At 68.0% G+C, this 17,488-nt stretch carries 17 protein-coding genes and 1 pseudogene; 7 read left to right on the top strand and 11 right to left on the bottom strand.

Annotation, left to right across the window (positions count from 1 at the left end):
* The first annotated feature begins 159 nt into the window (after positions 1-159).
* A complete protein-coding gene (locus ASG72_RS06340; protein WP_056710269.1) occupies positions 160-1,542 on the top strand; it encodes an ethanolamine ammonia-lyase subunit EutB in 1,383 nt (460 codons plus the stop codon).
* Complete coding sequence (gene eutC / locus ASG72_RS06335) at positions 1,539-2,318, top strand: ethanolamine ammonia-lyase subunit EutC (protein ID WP_056710267.1); 780 nt, start codon at positions 1,539-1,541, stop codon at positions 2,316-2,318. Before ASG72_RS06340 ends, eutC begins: the two co-directional genes overlap by 4 nt.
* Before the next feature lie 29 nt (positions 2,319-2,347).
* Here eutC and ASG72_RS06330 read toward each other — a convergent pair.
* A pseudogene (locus tag ASG72_RS06330) lies at positions 2,348-3,325 on the bottom strand (anhydro-N-acetylmuramic acid kinase); the annotation flags it as partial.
* A 225-nt stretch (positions 3,326-3,550) separates the two neighbouring features.
* Here ASG72_RS06330 and ASG72_RS06325 point away from each other — a divergent pair.
* Entirely contained in the window at positions 3,551-4,402 is an 852-nt protein-coding gene (locus tag ASG72_RS06325) for a hypothetical protein (protein ID WP_056710264.1), read from the top strand.
* 83 nt (positions 4,403-4,485) lie between these two features.
* Positions 4,486-5,412, top strand: a complete 927-nt coding sequence (locus tag ASG72_RS06320; protein ID WP_056710262.1) for a LysR substrate-binding domain-containing protein — start codon at positions 4,486-4,488, stop codon at positions 5,410-5,412.
* Positions 5,413-5,428: 16 nt separating this feature from the next.
* Here the strand turns inward: ASG72_RS06320 and ASG72_RS06315 are convergent, their stop codons facing one another.
* Entirely contained in the window at positions 5,429-6,409 is a 981-nt protein-coding gene (locus tag ASG72_RS06315; protein WP_056710260.1) for a TerC family protein, read from the bottom strand.
* Positions 6,410-6,706: 297 nt separating this feature from the next.
* Between ASG72_RS06315 and ASG72_RS06310 the strand changes: the two genes are divergently transcribed.
* Positions 6,707-7,666 carry a sodium-dependent bicarbonate transport family permease gene (locus ASG72_RS06310; RefSeq protein WP_056710258.1) on the top strand — a complete coding sequence of 320 codons (960 nt, stop codon included), beginning with the start codon at positions 6,707-6,709 and terminating at the stop codon, positions 7,664-7,666.
* Between the two features lie 98 nt (positions 7,667-7,764).
* Positions 7,765-8,208: a DUF3429 domain-containing protein gene (locus ASG72_RS06305; protein WP_056710255.1), complete on the top strand. Its 444-nt coding sequence runs from the start codon at positions 7,765-7,767 to the stop codon at positions 8,206-8,208.
* A 28-nt stretch (positions 8,209-8,236) separates the two neighbouring features.
* On the opposite strand, the gene ASG72_RS06300 is transcribed toward ASG72_RS06305, so the two are convergent.
* On the bottom strand, positions 8,237-8,908 hold the full coding sequence (locus ASG72_RS06300; RefSeq protein WP_056710253.1) for a helix-turn-helix domain-containing protein: 672 nt from the start codon (positions 8,906-8,908) through the stop codon (positions 8,237-8,239).
* Positions 8,909-9,310: 402 nt separating this feature from the next.
* Here ASG72_RS06300 and ASG72_RS21395 point away from each other — a divergent pair, with 402 nt between their 5' ends.
* Positions 9,311-9,445, top strand: coding sequence for a hypothetical protein (locus ASG72_RS21395; protein WP_280137739.1), 135 nt, complete (start codon positions 9,311-9,313; stop codon positions 9,443-9,445).
* Between the two features lie 134 nt (positions 9,446-9,579).
* Here the strand turns inward: ASG72_RS21395 and ccoS are convergent, their stop codons facing one another.
* Genes ccoS through ccoN form a run of 8 tightly spaced genes read right to left on the bottom strand, consistent with a single transcriptional unit; the run spans position 9,580 to position 17,381 of the window.
* Positions 9,580-9,759, bottom strand: a complete 180-nt coding sequence (ccoS, locus tag ASG72_RS06295; RefSeq protein ID WP_056710250.1) for a cbb3-type cytochrome oxidase assembly protein CcoS — start codon at positions 9,757-9,759, stop codon at positions 9,580-9,582.
* Position 9,760: 1 nt separating this feature from the next.
* Positions 9,761-11,959 (bottom strand): heavy metal translocating P-type ATPase, encoded by a 2,199-nt coding sequence (locus ASG72_RS06290; RefSeq protein ID WP_056710248.1) that lies wholly within the window; start codon positions 11,957-11,959, stop codon positions 9,761-9,763.
* A gap of 4 nt (positions 11,960-11,963) precedes the next feature.
* Positions 11,964-12,512: a FixH family protein gene (locus ASG72_RS06285; RefSeq protein ID WP_082540139.1), complete on the bottom strand. Its 549-nt coding sequence runs from the start codon at positions 12,510-12,512 to the stop codon at positions 11,964-11,966.
* A gap of 9 nt (positions 12,513-12,521) precedes the next feature.
* Positions 12,522-13,958, bottom strand: a complete 1,437-nt coding sequence (gene ccoG, locus ASG72_RS06280; RefSeq protein WP_056710245.1) for a cytochrome c oxidase accessory protein CcoG — start codon at positions 13,956-13,958, stop codon at positions 12,522-12,524.
* A gap of 4 nt (positions 13,959-13,962) precedes the next feature.
* Positions 13,963-14,844, bottom strand: coding sequence for a cytochrome-c oxidase, cbb3-type subunit III (ccoP, locus tag ASG72_RS06275; protein ID WP_056710242.1), 882 nt, complete (start codon positions 14,842-14,844; stop codon positions 13,963-13,965).
* A gap of 3 nt (positions 14,845-14,847) precedes the next feature.
* Complete coding sequence (locus ASG72_RS06270; protein ID WP_056710240.1) at positions 14,848-15,003, bottom strand: cbb3-type cytochrome c oxidase subunit 3; 156 nt, start codon at positions 15,001-15,003, stop codon at positions 14,848-14,850.
* A gap of 11 nt (positions 15,004-15,014) precedes the next feature.
* Entirely contained in the window at positions 15,015-15,785 is a 771-nt protein-coding gene (gene ccoO / locus ASG72_RS06265; protein WP_056710239.1) for a cytochrome-c oxidase, cbb3-type subunit II, read from the bottom strand.
* A 12-nt stretch (positions 15,786-15,797) separates the two neighbouring features.
* The gene (ccoN, locus tag ASG72_RS06260) at positions 15,798-17,381 is read right to left on the bottom strand and encodes a cytochrome-c oxidase, cbb3-type subunit I (RefSeq protein ID WP_200939912.1); all 1,584 of its coding nucleotides are present in this window, start codon (positions 17,379-17,381) and stop codon (positions 15,798-15,800) included.
* Positions 17,382-17,488: the final 107 nt, after the last annotated feature.

Below are 17,488 nucleotides of genomic sequence, written 5' to 3'. Positions count from 1 at the left end.
TGGGGGCGCCTGGAGCGAAAGCGAACTGGTCCGCGAAAGCACATGGAACGTCAGGGGCCGGGCGCCATTGCGGCGGATCGGCGATGCACACCGCTAAAGATGATGCTTGTCAAGCGCGGTCGGCGGCCACAGGCTCGGCCGCGAAGTCCGGGAGCCGCCATGTCCTATTCCTGCACGCTCGGCACGACGCGCCACGTCTTCGACGATCTGCGCATGCTGCTGGCCAAGGCGACGCCGTTGCGCTCCGGCGACGTGCTGGCCGGCCTGGCGGCGGAGAGCCATGAGCAGCGGATGGCGGCGCGGTTCGCCCTGGCGGATCTGCCGCTGTCGCGCTTCCTGAACGAAGCGGTGGTCCCCTATGAGTCCGACGATGTGACGCGGCTGATCCTCGACCGGCACGACGCGCAGGCCTTCGCGCCGGTGGCTTCGCTGACGGTCGGGGAGTTCCGCGACTGGCTGTGTTCGGACGCCGCGACGCCGGCAGTGCTGACGGCTCTGGCGCCGGGGCTGATCCCCGAGATGGTCGCGGCCGTGTCCAAGCTGATGCGCAACCAGGACCTCATTCTGGTGGCGCGGAAATGCCGGGTGGTCACGCGCTTCCGCAACACGATCGGCCTGCCCGGGCGGCTCTCGGTGCGGCTGCAGCCGAACCATCCCAGCGACGATGCGGCCGGCATCCTGGCCTCGACGGTGGACGGGCTGCTCTATGGTTGCGGCGATGCGGTGATCGGCATCAATCCCGCCTCGGACAGCCTGAACCGGATCGGCGATCTCATGCGCATGCTGGATGCGCTGATCGCGCGTTTCGAAATCCCGACCCAGAGCTGCGTGCTGACCCATGTCACGAGCGCGATCGCGCTGATCGAGCAAGGGGCGCCGGTCGATCTGGTGTTCCAGTCGATCGCCGGGACGCAAGCGGCCAATGCCTCCTTCGGCGTTTCGCTGGGGCTGCTGCAGGAGGGGCTCGAGGCGGGGCGCTCGCTGCGGCGCGGCACGCTGGGGGAGAATTTGATGTATTTCGAGACCGGGCAGGGCTCGGCGCTGTCGGCCGACGCGCATCACGGCGTCGACCAGCAGACGCTGGAGGCGCGGGCCTATGCCGTCGCGCGGGCCTATGAGCCGCTTCTCGTCAACACCGTGGTCGGCTTCATCGGCCCGGAATATCTCTATGACGGCAAGCAGATCGTCCGGGCCGGGCTCGAGGATCATGTCTGCGGGAAGCTGCTCGGCCTGCCGATGGGCTGCGACATCTGCTACACCAACCATGCCGAGGCCGATCAGGACGATATGGACACGCTGCTGACCCTGCTCGGCACGGCGGGCGTCAGCTTCATCATGGGCGTGCCCGGCGCCGACGACATCATGCTCAACTACCAATCCACCTCCTTCCACGATCAGCTCTATGTCCGGGAGGTTCTGGGGCTGAAGCGCGCGCCGGAATTCGAGGAATGGCTGGCGCGCATGGGGCTGAGCGACGGCGCCGGAAGACTGCGCGCCGGCGGACAGGCGCTGCTCGCGGCGCTTCCGGGGCAGGCGGCATGAGCGGCGATGGCCGGCGCGTCGCCGCGGGTTTCGAGCGGCTGGCGGCGCTGACGCCGGCCCGCGTCGGGCTCGGGCGGGTCGGGGCCTCGCTGCCGACGAGCGAGGTGCTGCGCTTCGGCCTCGCTCATGCGCGCGCCCGCGATGCGGTGCATGAGCCGTTCCGCGCCGAGGCGCTCGCCCAGGACCTCGCGGCGGCCGGGCTGGCCACGCTCCTGGTCGAGAGCCGGGCCGAGAGCCGCGAGACCTATCTGCGCCGTCCCGATCTCGGCCGGCGGCTCGGCGCGGCGGGGCGGAATGCGCTGTCGGCGGCGCAGCGCCCCTGCGACCTCGCGATCATCCTGGCGGATGGGCTGTCGGCGACGGCCGTACATCGCCACGCCGCGCCGTTGCTCGCCGCGCTGCTGCCGCTGCTCGGCGGCCATGCGATCGCGCCCGTCGTGATCGCCTCGCAGGCGCGGGTGGCGCTGGGCGACGAGGTCGGCCTGCTGCTCCAGGCGCGGCTGGCCCTGGTGCTGATCGGCGAGCGGCCAGGACTTTCGGCGCCGGATTCGCTCGGTGCCTACCTCACCTATGCGCCGCGGCCGGGGCTGACCGACGAGGCGCGCAACTGCGTCTCCAATATCCGCCCGGAAGGGCTGGGCTATGCGCAGGCGGCGGCGCGGCTCGGCTGGCTGATCGAACAGGCGCTGGCCCGCGGGCTCTCGGGCATCGCGCTGAAGGACGATAGCGAGCGCGCTAAGCTCGCGGGCCAGAACGCGCCGCCCGGCATCGGGTAGGGCACGCCGGTCGTGGTCGGCAGGCTGAGCGGCAGGCCCAGCCTGGAGCGCACGGCGAGATAGCCGAAGAGCTGTGCCTCGATCTGGTCGCCGTCCCAGCCCTCCGCCTCGACCGGATCGACGGCGACACCGAGCGCGGCCGCGAGGCCCGCCATCAGGCTGCGATTGTGCCGGCCACCGCCGCCGACGAGCCAGCGCTGCGGCGGTTCCGGCACATGCTTCACGGCCGCGGCCGTGGCGGCGATGGTGAAGGCGGTCAGCGTGGCCACCGCATCCTCCGGCGCGAGCCCCGCGACCAGCCCGGCATGCGCATGAAAAGCCTGGCGATCGAGCGATTTCGGCGGCGGCAGCGCGAAGAACGGATGATCCATCAGCTGCGCCAGACAGCCGGAATCGACCGTCCCCTGCGCCGCGACGGCGCCATCGGCGTCGAAGGCGCGCCCGTAATGGCGCTGCATGAAATCGTCGATCAGGGCGGAGGCCGGACCGGTGTCGAAAGCCAGGATGCTGTCGCTGCCGACATAGGTGACATTGCCGACCCCGCCCCAGTTCAGCACCATTACCGGCTTGGGCAGCCGCGCGACCATGGCGGCGTGGTAGAGCGGCGCCAGCGGCGCGCCATGGCCGCCGCTCTTCACATCCGCCTGACGGAAGCCGTCGACGACGGCGATGCCGAGCTGCCTGGCCATGATGTCGCCGCGGCCGAGCTGCCGGGTGAAGCGGCGTTCGGGGCGGTGGAACACCGTCTGCCCGTGCAGGCCGATGAGGTCGACCGAAGCGGGCGCGATCCCCTCATCCGCCATGAAGCGCGCGATCGCATCGGTGAAGGCTAGGGTGACGCGCTCCTCCAGCGCGGTCAGCGGCTCGCGTTCGGCGATCGACGGGTCGGCCAGCAGAGCCTGCAGCTCGGCGCGCAGCTCCGGCGGATAGGGCAGGGTGCGGCCGGGGCCGGGGCGCACCCTGTCCCGCCCATCGGTCTCGATCAGGGCGATGTCGATCCCGTCCATGGAGGTGCCGCTGATCGTGCCGATCGCGGTGGTCAGCCTGTCCGTCATGCGAAGCGCTCCTGCCCTGCTGCCTTAGCCGCCAGCGTGCCTGCGCTGTCAAGCGTGCCCTCGAGCATGGAGGCTGGCTCGGCGCGCGGTTGAGGCGGCGGCGCAAGAGCGTCTAAGCTCGGGCGGTGGCGCAGCCGCTGCGACGCCGTCGCCCTCTCGCGCAAAGGATCTTCCGATTTGGCCCAGCACGAGCTCATCGTCGCCCTCGGCGACACAAGCTACCGCATCGAGCGGCCCTTCGGCTCCTGGCCCGCCAATGCGGGCTTCGTCACCGATGTCGCGGTGGACGGGCGTGGCCATGTCTTCGTGATGCTGCGCCAGGATCCGCTGGTGCAGCCGGCGGATCCGCGCATCGTCGAGCTGTCGCCGGACGGCACCTATCTCGGCGGCTGGGGCGGCGAGATGATCGCGGATTCGCATATGATGACCGTCGACGCCGAGGGGCGCCTGCTGGTGGTCGATCGCGACATGCATGAAGTCATCATCTGCTCGCTCTCCGGCGAGCGGATCGGCGGGCTGGGGCGAAGAGGGGAGCCGCTCTCTCCGTTCAATCATCCCACCGACGCGCATCTCTCGGCCTGGGGCGACATCTATGTCGCCGATGGCTATGCCGCGAGCCGGGTCCACCGCTTCTCCGGGGACGGCATCCTGATCGGCGGCTGGGGCAGCCAGGGCAGCGAGGCCGGGCAATTCGGCTGGCCGCATGCGCTCTGGACCTTTGCCGATGGCCGCGTCGTGGTGGTCGACCGGAGCCTGAACCGGGTGCAGGTCTTCGACAGGGACGGGCGCCACAGGCAGAGCTGGGACTGGTTCTACCAGCCGGTCGGGATCTGGGGCGACGAGGACGGCCATGCCTATGTCACCGACATGGTGCCCAGCCTGCAGAAGATCGGTCCGCAGGGCGAGAGGCTGGGGCGCTGCCGGCCGGTGCTGAACGGCGCCCATGGCCTGTTCGGCACGCCGGAGGGCGATATCCTGCTGGCGGAGGGCAATCCCAGCCGCATCACCCGCCTGAGACGGCTCGGCTGACGGCCGGCCGCCCGCAAGTTTGGCTGGCCAGGCGGAGAGCGACAGGGCAATCTCGGCAACCCAGCGTCAACCCGCGAGCCCCGATGCCGACCCCGCCGCCGCCCTTCGATCTCGACCTGCTGCGCAGCTTCGTCGCCATCGTCGACAGCGGCGGGTTCTCCCGGGCCGCGGACCGGGTGTCGCGCACCCAGTCGACCATCTCGCTGCAGATCAAGAAGCTGGAGGAGGGGCTCGGCAAGCGCGTCTTCGACAGGGTGGGGGGACGCGGCGGCGAGACCCATCTGACGCCGGATGGCGAGATCCTGCTCGGCTATGCCCGCCAGGTGCTGCATCTCTGCGACGAGGCGCGCTCGCGCATCATGGAGCCGGGGATCGACGGCGCGGTCCGGCTCGGCACGCCCGAGGATTTCGCCACCTTCCATCTGCCGGACGTGCTGGCGCGTTTCGCCAGGGCGCATCCGCGGGTAGCGCTCGACGTCAATTGCGACTTCACCGTCAACCTGCTCGATGGCTTCGCCAAGGGCCAATATGATCTGGTCCTGTTCAAGCGCGAGCCCCAGGGCGGCGGCAGCGGCCGTGCCGCTTCGGCCAAGGGCGTCGGCGTCTGGCGGGAGGTGCTGGTCTGGGTGGCGAGCCCGAGGCTGGTGATCGACGCGGAGGAGCCGCTGCCGCTCGTGCTGGCGCCGATCCCGGACGTCTATCGCCGCCGGGCACAGGCCGCGCTCGACCAGGCTGGCCGGGCGTGGCGCGTGATCTATACCAGCCCGAGCCTGATGGGGCTGCAGGCCGCGGTCCGGGCAGGGCTCGGCGTGACGGTGCTGCCCCGCGAAATGGTGCCGCCGGGGCTGATCGTGCTCGGCGAGGCGGAACGCCGGCTGCCGCCGCTGCCCGATACCGAGATCGTGCTGTACCAGGCGCCGGGGATATCGCGGGCCGCGGCGCTTCTGGCCGAGCACATCGTGCATTCGCTGGAGGCAGCCGGCGGGCCTGCGCCTGCGCCGGCTGCGTGAGGGTAGGCCCGCCGGCTCAGGCGGTGGCGGTGCTCCGCGTCTTCCAGAGCGAGACGCCGACGCCGCCGGCGATCAAGGCGAGGGTGACGCCCAGCGAGAGCGCGGGGTCGACCTTGCCGAAGAAGTAGCTCCAGAAGATCTTCAGCCCGATGAAGACCAGCACCAGAGCGAGCGCGTATTTGAGATAGGCGAAGCGGTGCACCATCGCCGCCAGCGCGAAATACAGCGCCCTCAGGCCGAGCACGGCCATGATGTTGGCGGTGAAGACGATGTAGGTGTCGGTGGTGATCGCGAAGATCGCCGGCACCGAATCGACCGCGAAGATCAAATCGGCGATGTTGATCACGACCAGCGCCAGGAACAGCGGCGTCGCCCACAGCACCAGCCGCCCCGTCGCCGGATCGGGCTGGCGCACGAAGAAGCGCTGGCCGTGCAGCTCCGGGGTCACCCGCATGCGCTTCGACAGGAAGCGCAGCACGGGGTTCTTGGAGATGTCGGTCTCGCCCTCCTTGACCAGCAGCATCTTGACGCCCGTGGCGAGGAGGAAGGCGCCGAAGAGCAGCAGAATCCAGTCATAGCTCTGCACCAGGGCGGCGCCGGCGCCGATCATGATGCCGCGGAGCACCAGCACGGCGAGAATGCCCCAGACCAGGGCGCGGTACTGGTATTTCGGCGGGATCGCGAAATAGGCGAAGATCATCGAGATGACGAAGACATTGTCGATCGAGAGCGCCTTCTCGATCGCGTATCCCGTGAAATACTGCATGCCGCTGGTCGGCCCCATCGACCACCAGATCCAGCCGCCGAAGGCGATGGCGACGAGAATGTAGAAGGCCGAGAGCTTGAGGCTCTCGGCGATGCCCATCTGCTTGTCCTCCTTGTGGAGGACGCCGAGGTCGAAGGCGAGCAGCACGATGACGATGCCGAGAAAGGCCAGCCAGAGCCAGGCCGGCTTGCCGACGAAATCGGACATGAGTAGCGACAGGACGGTGTCCATGGGTATGCGGCCCTCTGGTTGAGCGCTCCACGACGGGATTGCGCTTCGCGATGGATGCGATTGGTCCGACATCACGACCATGGGTCGCCAGAGGGGCCCGGACCGGCTGGTGCGGGGGATATTGTGGCGAGAAGGCGGTGAGACAAGGGGGCCGCCCTCAATCGATGCGATTGAAAGCGTCAATGCCGCCGGGCGACGATTGCATCGAATTATTTAATCGTATCATTCGATACTATTGGGTTTATGTTGTGCGGTCGTGAGGCTAGAGCCGCCCCGGTCCCTCGTCCGGAGCGCACAATGTCCTCTCTCTCCCTCGCCGCCACGCATCTGTTTTCGCCGATGACGCTGTGTTTCGTCCTCGGCGCCGTGGCCGCGGCCCTGCGCAGCGACCTCAAGCTTCCCGACGCCGCCTTCACGACCCTGTCGATCTATCTGATGCTGGCGATCGGGATGAAGGGCGGGGCCGATCTGGTCTCCGCACCCGCCGGCGACATCCTCTGGCCGGCGCTGCTCGCCATCGGCCTGGCGCTGCTGATCCCGCTCTGGGCCTATGCCGTGCTGCGCCGGGTGCTGGGCCTCGGCACCATCGACGCCGCGGCGCTGGCGGCGCATTACGGCTCGGTCTCGGCCGTCACCTTCCTGGCGGTGCTGGTCTATCTCGACGGCGCCGGCATCGGCTACGAGCCCTATGTCACGGCGCTGCTCGCGATCATGGAAGTGCCGGCGATCATCGTTGCCCTGCTGCTGGCAGGCTCCGGCACCAGCCGGCAGGGGCTGGGTCACGTCATCGCCCGCACCTTGACCAGCAAGAGCGTGGTGCTGCTGGTCGGCGGCCTGTGCATCGGCGCCATCGTCGGGCGGGAGGGCCTGCAGCCGGTGAAGCCGCTCTTCGTCGATCTGTTCCGCGGCGTGCTGTGCCTGTTCCTGCTCGATCTCGGCATCCAGGCGGCGCGGCAGATGGGCACGCTGCGGCGCGCCCATGCCGGCATCGTGCTCTTCGCCCTCGCCGCGCCGGTGCTCAACGGCGGGCTGGGCCTCGCTGCGGGCTGGCTCGCGGGCATGTCGCAGGGCGGGGCGGTGGTGCTGGCGACGCTCAGCGCCAGCGCCTCCTACATCGTCGCCCCGGCGGCCGTGCGGATGGCACTGCCGGAGGCCAATCCGGCGCTGTATCTGACCGCGCCGCTGGCCATCACCTTCCCCTTCAATCTGGTGCTGGGCATCCCGCTCTTCATCGCCCTGGCAGGCTTCCTCTATTGAGCGCGCCCGCGATGAATCGCCGGGACGCCGGGGTTTTCCCTTGTGGTCGCGCCGGGCTGCGCTAGGTCTGGCGCGATCAGAGGGAAATCAGCACAGCCATGTCATCGTCGAACAGGATCCCCACCAGCGCCCTTCTTCTCGGTTGCGCGGGCCTTCTCCCCTTCCTGGCCTGCACCGCAGCGCTGCATCTCGGCATGGCCCTGCCCGGGATCGGCGAGCCGCGCCGGGCGCTGATCGTCTACGCGGTCGCGATCCTCTCCTTCCTCGGCGGCGTGCGCTGGGGCGTGGCGCTGGGCTATGAGAACCAGCAGCAGGCGGGGCGCGACTATGCGCTGGCGGTGATTCCGGCTCTGGTCGGCTGGGCCGCGGCGCTGATGTCGGCGCCCGCCGATCTCTGGACCCTCGCCGTCGCCTTCCTGCTGGTCGGGCTGCTCGATTACGGGATGAGCTGCCGCACCGTCGCCCCCGAATGGTATGGCAATCTGCGGCTCGCGCTCTCCGCCGCGGTGACGCTGGCGCTGGCCGCGGCGGCGCTGGCCTGAGCCGCCAGCGCCGCGGCGTTCGCGCGCCTCAGCTATGGGCGAGCGCGGTCAGCTTATCCATGTCGGTGATCCGCATGGTCTTGCCGTCGAGATCGACGCCGTGATCGCGGATGACGTTGAACAGGCGAGAGAGATTGGCCGGCGACATGCCGAGCTCATAGGCCAGGGCCCGCTTGGAATAGGTGATGTTGAAGCTGCGCGTCGCGCCGTGCCGCTCGATCTCGGCGAGCACCCATTGCGCGAGGCGCTGCTCGGCCGTGCGCAGCTTCTGGTCGAGCAGGCGGTCGATCATGATCAGATTGACCTCGGAGGCGTGAACCAGGGCGGCGTGGCACAGTTTCGGATCGCTCTTGACCGCCTTGAGGAAGGCATTGGCGGTGATCGCCAAAGTCTCGGCCGGCTCGCGGGTCACGATGGAGATCTGCGAGGGGTGGTTGGTCATCGCGCTGGTGACCTCGAAAACCATCGGCGCGCAGGCCGTAGCGACGATGGTTTCTGCGGTCTTCAGGCGGCTCCAGCCTTCGATCGAGCCCGAGCGCAGGCAATAGATGAAACGCGGCACCTCGCCCACCCGGTTGATCTCGATGCCGGCCGAAAAGGCCTGGAAGATGCAGGTCGGGGCGAGTTCCGCGAGCGTCTCCTCCTGGGCGGTGGCGAAGAGCGGGATGCTCTTCAGGACGTCGATGATCGATTCAGGCATGATGGCTCACTCTCCGGACTGAGTTAACGGTTGCTCGTGAACGCGCGATCGCAGTTTTCGGATCGAAATCTGCGGCGAGCTTGGATTTTCAGCTTCTACTGTTGACTTACCGTGATCGTCCGAGAGTCGCCTGTCGCTTTCAGGAAAGGTTCCATCCAGAACAAAACTCACTCAAGGGCTGCATTGACCGTGGCCGATTTTCAATTTGCTGTAAATGCCCCTGCGTCATGCGCAGAGCCCACGTCAGTCGCGCAGCGGTAATTTCAGCCGGCCGCGAATGACATCTTAGAATCGCTATAATAAGAGAAGAAAATTCTATAAACCGGGCGAGACGGGCGGCTCAGAGGCAGGTTCGATGCGTCGGAGCGGCTGCTGCGAGAACCGGCTGCCGCGGAACCCATCATGACGAATTATCTGGAATTTACTTATATGCATCCCGCCTCGAGCAAGATGAAAACAATTCATACTGCGCTGAAGCGCATCGATGGCCGTCAAGAGCGCGGCAGCGCGCCCGGCGACGAGCTTCACCCGTGTTGAAACGCCTTGCGGCAGGGGCGCGGCATGGAGACGGCAGTCGCTCGCGAGCGCGGCTCGCCGATAGAGAAGCGCTGTCGAAGGCCGTGAGCCTACCCTGCGCCACGGCGCCGGGTCGGACGCGCCTGTCTCGCGGCTCAGCGCGGTTCGTGCGGCTCCGCCCGGGGATCCGCCCGGAGATCCTCATCGGACAGGACGCGCCAGCCCGGGCCTTCGAGATCGACGAACTGGCCGCTGCGCATGCACCAGAAGAAGGCCGCGAGCCCGGTGAGGCCCAATCCCAGAGCGAGCGGGAAGAGGATGACGAGAATGTCCATGTCAATCCTCCCGCTTGCCGGCTACGCCCCGGCCGGCGCGCAGCGCGTTCAGGGTCACGACCAGCGAGGAGCCCGACATGGCGGCCGCCGCGACCAGGGGCGTGGCGAAGCCGGCGACCGCGATCGGTACGGCCACGAAGTTATAGGCCACCGCGAACCATAGGTTTTCCAGCATCAGCGCCCTGGCCTTGCGCGAGAGGGCGACGCTCTCGGCGACAGGGCCGAGCGCATCGCCGAGAAAGACGATGTCGGCCGCGGCCTGCGCCAGATGGCTGGCGCTGATCGGCGAGATCGAGACATGGGCCCCGGCCAGCGCCGGCGCGTCGTTGAGCCCGTCGCCCACCATCAGCACCTTGCGCCCCGCGCGCGCCAGCTCTTCCAGCTGCTGCAGCTTCTCATCCGGCTTCAGCCCCGCCTGGAACTGGGTGATGCCGAGCGCAGCGGCGACGGGTGCCACGGCCTCCAGGCGGTCGCCGGAGACGATGCGCAGTTCGAGGCCGAGCTCGCGCAGCCGCTGCACGGTCTCCACCGCGCCGGGCCGCAGCCGCTGGTCGACGGCGAAGACGGTGCATTCCGCGCCATGGCGCCAGGCGATCAGCGAGGCCGTCGGGTGCTGCGCCGCGACGCGCGCAGCTTCGGCCTCGGCGGCGCAGAAGGCGATGCTGCCGAGCCGCATCTCGCGGCCGTCCAGGAGGCAACTGAGGCCGAGGCCGCGATGTTCGGTGACGGAGCCGGCCGGGGCCGGGGCGCCGGCCGCCTGCGCGATGGCGCGGGCGAGGGGGTGGTGGCTGGCGGCGGCGAGCGCGCCCGCTTTGGCGAGCCGGTCGGCCGGGATCGCGCCGCGGTCGATCAGCTCCGGCTCCGGCAGGGTCAATGTCCCCGTCTTGTCGAAGACGACGAGATCGGCCTCGGCCAGGCGCTCGAGCGCATCGCCCTGCTTCAGCATCACCTTGCGCCTGAACAAGGCGGATGCCGTCACCACCTGCACGGCGGGGATGGCGAGGCCGAGCGCGCAGGGGCAGGTGATGATCAGGACGGTGATGGCGATGATCAGGGCCTGCTGCCAGGCGAGGCCGAAGGCGATCCAGCCCAGGAAGGTCGCCAGGGCTGTCGCGTGGACGAGCGGGGCGTAGAGCCTGGCGGCGCGGTCGGACAGTTTGACGTAGCGCGAGCGGCTTTCGACGGCGCGCGCCATCAGCCTGTCGATCTCGTCGAGCAGCGTCCCCGTCGCAGCGGCCTCGACGCGCACGGTCAGCGCCCCGGTCAGGTTCATCGTGCCGGCATAGAGGCGGCCGTCGCGGGCGATCGGCTGCGGCGTGGTCTCGCCGGTGACGAGGCTGGCGTCGATCTCGGATTCGCCGGTCTCGACGATGCCGTCGACGCCGACGCGGTCGCCCGGCTGGATCAGCACCCGGTCGCCGGGCTGGATCGCGGCGATCGGCATCACCACCGTGCTGCCGTCGGCCAGCAGCCGCAGCGCCGTCTCCGCCTTCAGCGCCGCGAGATTGCCCGCGAGGTCGCGGGTGCGGCGGCGCATCAGCTGGTCGAGATAGCGGCCGATCAGCAGGAAGAAGATCAGCATGATGGCGCCGTCGAAATAGGCGTGCTCGGCGTGGTTCCAGGTTTCGACGACCGACATGCCGAGCGCCAGCAGGATGCCGAGCGTGATCGGCACATCCATGTTGACGGCGCCGGCGCGCAGGGCGCGGATGGCGCTCTCGAAGAAGGGACGGCCGGCGAAGGCGGCGGTCGGCAGGGCGATCAGCGCCGAGAGCCAATGGAAGAAATCGCGCGTCGTCGGATCGATGTCGCTGGCATTGCCGGACCAGACCGACACCGACAGCAGCATGATGTTCATCGCGGAGAAGCCGGCGACGCCGAGATAGCGCAGCAGCCGGCGCTCCTCCCGCGTGTCGCTGTCGCGCTCGCCGTCGGGGAGGAAGGGATAGGCCGTGAAGCCGAGCTTCGCCAGCCGCTCGATCACCGCCTCGGGCCTGAGAACGCCGTCCTTCCACTCCACCGTGACCCGCTTCAGCGCGAGGTTGACCCGCGCGCCCAGAATGTCGCGATCGGCGGCGAGGCCGTTTTCGATGGCGTGCATGCAGCCGGCGCAGCGCATGCCCTCGACGGCGAGTTCCATGCCGGCGACGCCGCCGGCGCCGTGGCGAACGAAGACCGAGAGGTCCTGGTGGACCGACATGGCGTCAATCCTTCAACAGAATGCGGCTGCGCGAGACGAAGAGCAAGTCGGCGCCGCGATGCGCCTGGAAGGCGAGCGTCCAGCCGCCGCCATGCAGATCGGCGAGGCTGGCCTCATAGCGGCCGGGGGCGGTCTCGATCAGCGCGGCGGTGCGGTCCTCGGCGCGGGTGGCCGGGTGCTGGAGCGAGGCCGCGACGCGCAGGCCGCGCACCGGCCTGCCGCCCTTGTCGGCGAGCGACAGCACGATGTCGGCATCCGCGCCGTTGCGCTGGACGCTGGCCTCGGCGTGCCAGCCGCGCTCGGCCTGGGCCTGCATGCGGGCGATCTCGTCATTGTAGCGCTGGCTCGCCTCATAGGCGCTGCGCGTATCGACGCCCGACATGGTGCGGATGGCGACGGTCATCATGATGGCGTTGACCCCGGCGACGACCAGGAAGAAGGCGATCATGCCGAACAGCACCATCCGCCCGGTGAGCTCGAAGGGGCGGGCCGGCGGCGGCGCGACGGGGGCTCGCAGGTCGATCGGCATGATGAAGGCTCCACAGCAGGACATGGCCTGTTCCTAGGGCGCGAAGAAGTGCTCTCGCACGCTGACCACCTCGCCCGCGAAGAGATCGGAGGCGGTGAAGGTGATGTTCTGAGACTTGTCGATCGCGGTCCCCGCCGGCACGGTGACGAGGGCGCGGACCTCGCGCGAGGCATCGGGATCGACGGTCACGATCGGGCGCAGATCGGCGGTGGCGGGCAGGCCCACCGTCTCGATCCTGATGCCGGGAATGCCCGAGACGGTCAGGGCGAAGGGCCGGGAATCCGGCCGCTTGTTGAGCAGGCGCAACGTGTAGGCGTTGCGGATCGAGCCGTCGCTCAGCGTCACGAAGAGCGGCGCGCGATCGTGCAGGATCGACATCTCCGCCGTGCGCCTCGTCGCCAGCTGGAAGATCATCGCGCCGCCGACGATGACGATCAGCCCGGCATAGATGAAGGTGCGGGCGCGCAGCGGCTGGTAGACCGGCGTCTCGCCCTTGATCCGGCGCTGGACATTGTCGTCGGTGTCGTAGGCGATCAGCCCGAGCGGGCGCTCGATCTTGGCCATGACGTTGTTGCAGGCGTCGATGCAGAGGCCGCACTGGATGCAGCCGAGCTGCGAGCCGTCGCGGATATCGATGCCCGTCGGGCAGACGGCGACGCATTGGTTGCAGTCGATGCAGTCGCCCGCCGGCTTGTTCTCGGCCCGCAGCCGCTGCGCCTGCTTGACGGAGACGCGCGGGTCGCCGCGGTCGTAGCGATAGGTGACGTTGAGCGCGTCGTCATCGGTGAGCGCGGCCTGGATGCGCGGCCAGGGGCACATATAGAGGCAGACCTGCTCGCGCATGATGCCGGCGAGCGAATAGGTGGTGAAGGTCAGGACACCGATCCAGACATAGGCGGTGATCGGCGCGGTCAGCGTCGCGAGCTGCTTCACCAGGGTCGGCGCATCCGCGAAATAGAGCACCCAGGCGCCACCGGTCCACCAGGCGATGAGGAGCCAGACGGCGTGCTTGCCGGTCTTGCGCAGCAGCTTGTCGGCGGTCCAGGGCGCCTCGTCGCGCTTGATGCGCTCGCGCCTGTCGCCTTCGAAGAAGCGCTCGACGGCGAGAAACAGATCCGTCCAGACGGTCTGGGGGCAGAGATAGCCGCACCAGACGCGCCCCGCGACGGCGTTCATCAGGAACAGGACGAAGGCCGCCAGGATCAGCAGCCCGGTGAAATAATAGACCTCCTGCGGCCAGATCTCGATGAAGAAGAAATAGAAGCGGTTATTGGCGAGGTCGAGCAGCACCGCCTGGTTCGGCAGGTTCGGGCCGCGGTCCCAGCGCAGGAAGGGCAGGAGGTAGTAGACACCGAGGCAGAGGGCCAGGATGACCCATTTCGCGCGGCGGAAGCGGCCCTTCACGCTCTGTGGATAGACCTTCTTCGTCGGAGCGAAGAGCGGCAGGTCCTCTGCATCGACGCTGGACATGGCGCTACTGGCCTCCGCCCAGCGAGTGGACGTAGACGGTCAGGGCCTTGATGGTGACCGGGTCGAGGCGCTGGCCCCAGGCCGGCATCACGCCGTTGCGGCTGTTGGCGATGGTCTCGGTGAGCGAGGCCATGTCCATGCCGTAGAGCGAGATCGCATCGGTCAGGTTCGGCGCGCCGAGCTCCTTGTTGCCCTTGCCGCCATCGCCATGGCAGGCGGCGCAATTCTCCTGGAACAGCTTGGCTCCGAGCGCCTTGTCGGCCTTCGGCTCCTGCGACAGCCCGGCCAGGCCGCGAACATGGCTGGCGACGGCGGTGATCTCGTCGCGCTTGAGCACGCCGTCGCGGCCGAAGGCCGGCATCTGGCTGATGCGGGTGTCGTTGTTGCCGGCGACGCGGATGCCGTTCTCGAGCGTGGTGTGGATGGCGTCCAGCGAGCCGCCCCAGAGCCAGTCGTCGTCGTTGAGGTTGGGATAGCCCTTGGCGCCACCGCCGCCGACGCCGTGGCAGGCCGCGCAATTATCGCCGAAGGCCGCCTTGCCCTGGGCCATGGCGATGCGGAACATCGCGGGATCGGATTTGATCTGCTCCAGCGTGGCGTCGGTCAGCCCGCTCGCCTGGGCGGCGCGCTGCTTGGTCAGGGCCGCGAGATCCTCCTTGATGGTGAGGCGCGAGGCATAGCCGATGACGCCTCTGGTCGCGTCGCTGACCAGCGGCCAGGCGGGGTAGACGATCCAGTAGCCGAAGGACCAGACTATGGTGACGTAGAACAGGCTGAGCCACCAGCGCGGCAGCGGCGTGTTCAGCTCCTTGATCCCGTCCCATTCATGGCCGGTGGTGCTGATGCCGGTGACGGCGTCGACGTCCTGGATGTGCTTGCTGTCCATCGCTCAGTCCTCCTGCAGCGGAGTACGGGCGGCCTCTTCGAAACGATCGCGATTGCCGGGCCAGAAGGCGTAGCAGCAGACGGTCAGGAAAATGCCGACGAAGTAGAGAAGTCCGGCCGATTGGGCGAAGCCCGCCAGCCATTGATAGGTGGTGTCCATGGCGCCCTCGCTCAGCGGATATTGGCTTTGTCGTCGTAGAGCTTGAAGTCGACCAGGGTGCCCAGGACCTGGAGATAGGCGATCAGCGCATCCGCCTCGGTCAGGGTCTTGGGGTCGCCGTCATAGTCGCGCGACTGGGCCTTGGGGTAGCGCTTCTCGAGGTCGGCCTGGCCGGGATCGTCCGGCGTCGCCTGGGCGACGAGGTCGCGCCTGGCCTGGGCGATCATCTCGTCGGTATAGGGCACGCCGCCGACACGGTTCGCCTTGAGCTGGCTGTCGATATCCTCGAATTTCAGCTCGGTCTTCGCCAGGAAGGGATAGCCCGGCATGATCGAATCCGGCACCAGCGAGCGCGGCTGGGCGAGGTGCTGGCGCTGCCATTCGTCGGAATACTTGCCGCCGACGCGGGCGAGATCGGGACCCGTCCGCTTCGAGCCCCATTGGAAGGGCTTGTCGTACATGCTCTCGGCGGCAAGCGAGTAATGCCCGTAGCGCTCGATCTCGTCGCGCAGCGGCCGGATCATCTGGCTGTGGCAGTTGTAGCAGCCCTCGCGGACATAGATCGACCGGCCCGCCAGTTCGAGCGGGGTATAGGGGCGCATGCCCGTGACCTTCTCGATGGTGTTCTTCAGGTAGAAGAGCGGGGCGATCTCGACGAGACCGCCGACCGAAACCACCAGCAGAACGCCGAGGATCAGGATGATCGAGTTGGTCTCGAAGATCTTGTGCTTGGACCAGAGCGACTTGCGCGGCTGCGGCGCGGAGGTTTGGATTGTCGACATGGTGCGCGTTCCTCAGACGGCGGGGACGAGCTGCGGCTGCAGCTTCGGCTGGGTCTCGGCCTCCGGGGCGCTCTCCGCCCCGTGCCGTACCGTCATCCAGAGATTGAAGACCATGATCAGCGCGCCGGCGAGGAAGAGGCCGCCGCCCATGGCGCGGATCACGTAATAGGGCTTCATCGCCGCGACCGTTTCGATGAAGGAGTATTCGAGGAAGCCCAGCGAGGTGTAGGCGCGCCACATCAGGCCCTGCATGATGCCGGAGACCCACATCGCCGAGATGTAGAGGACGATGCCGAGCGTCGAGACCCAGAAGTGCCAGTTCACCAGCTTGAGCGAATACAGTCCCTTGCGGTTCCACAGCCAGGGAACGAGGCAGTAGATGGCGCCGAAGGAGATGTAGGCGACCCAGCCGAGCGCGCCGGAATGGACGTGGCCGATCGTCCAGTCGGTGTAGTGGGACAGCGAGTTCACCGCCTTGATCGACATCAGCGGACCCTCGAAGGTCGACATGCCGTAGAAGGCGAGCGAGACCACCATCATCCGCAGCACCGGGTCGGTGCGCAGCTTGTCCCAGGCGCCCGACAGGGTCATCAGCCCGTTGATCATGCCGCCCCAGGAGGGCATCCAGAGCATGATCGAGAAGGTCATGCCCAGCGTCTGCGCCCAATCCGGCAGCGCGGTGTAGTGCAGGTGGTGCGGGCCGGCCCAGATATAGAGGAAGATCAGCGCCCAGAAGTGAATGATCGACAGGCGGTAGCTGTAGACCGGACGCTCGGCCCGCTTCGGCACGAAGTAATACATGATCGCGAGGAAGCCGGCGGTGAGGAAGAAGCCGACCGCGTTATGGCCGTACCACCACTGGAACATCGCATCCTGCACGCCCGACCAGAGCACATAGGATTTCGGCGAGAAGATCGAGACCGGGACGTTGAGGTTGTTGCCGATATGCAGGACGGCGATGGTCAGGATGAAGCCGAGATAGAACCAGTTCGCCACATAGATGTGGGGTTCCTTGCGCTTGGCCAGCGTCAGCAGGAAGACCAGGAGGTAGACCACCCAGACGATGGTCAGCCAGAGATCGGCATACCATTCCGGCTCGGCGTATTCCTTGCCCTGGGTGATGCCCAGGAGATAGCCGGTGCCGGCGATGACGATGAACAGGTTGTAGCCCAGGATGACGAACCAGGGGGCGAGCTCCCCCGCCAGCCGGGCCCGCGAGGTGCGCTGCACGACGTAGAAGGAGGTCGCGAGCAGCACGTTGCCGCCGAAGGCGAAGATCACCGCCGAGGTGTGCAGCGGCCGCAGCCGGCCGAAATTCGTCCAGGGCAGGTCGAAATTCAGCGCCGGGAACGCCAGCTGCAGGGCGATCACCAGCCCCACGGTGAAGCCGGCGATGCCCCAGAACATGGCGGCGACGGTGCCGAACTTGACCGGGCCCATATTGTAGTTGGGCTTGCCGTCGATTTCCTGCGGCGGGTTGCCGGGCTGGCCGCTGAAGCAGCGGTTGGCAATCAGGAAGATGGTGATGGCTGCGGCCACGACACCCAGGCTCACATGGAATGCATAGCCCGGATCGGTCGTCAGCGCGGCGATCATGATGAGCGGGAGGATCGATGCCCCCGCGATCAGGATGCCGGCTATCTCGCCCGTTGTCGCCTGCCTGATCGGATACCCCGTCGCGGACATGCGTCGTCCCTCATCGT

The organism is Allobosea sp. Leaf344 (assembly GCF_001426225.1).
GTDB lineage: Bacteria > Pseudomonadota > Alphaproteobacteria > Rhizobiales > Beijerinckiaceae > Allobosea.
This window is presented reverse-complemented; position numbering and strand designations above follow the sequence as displayed.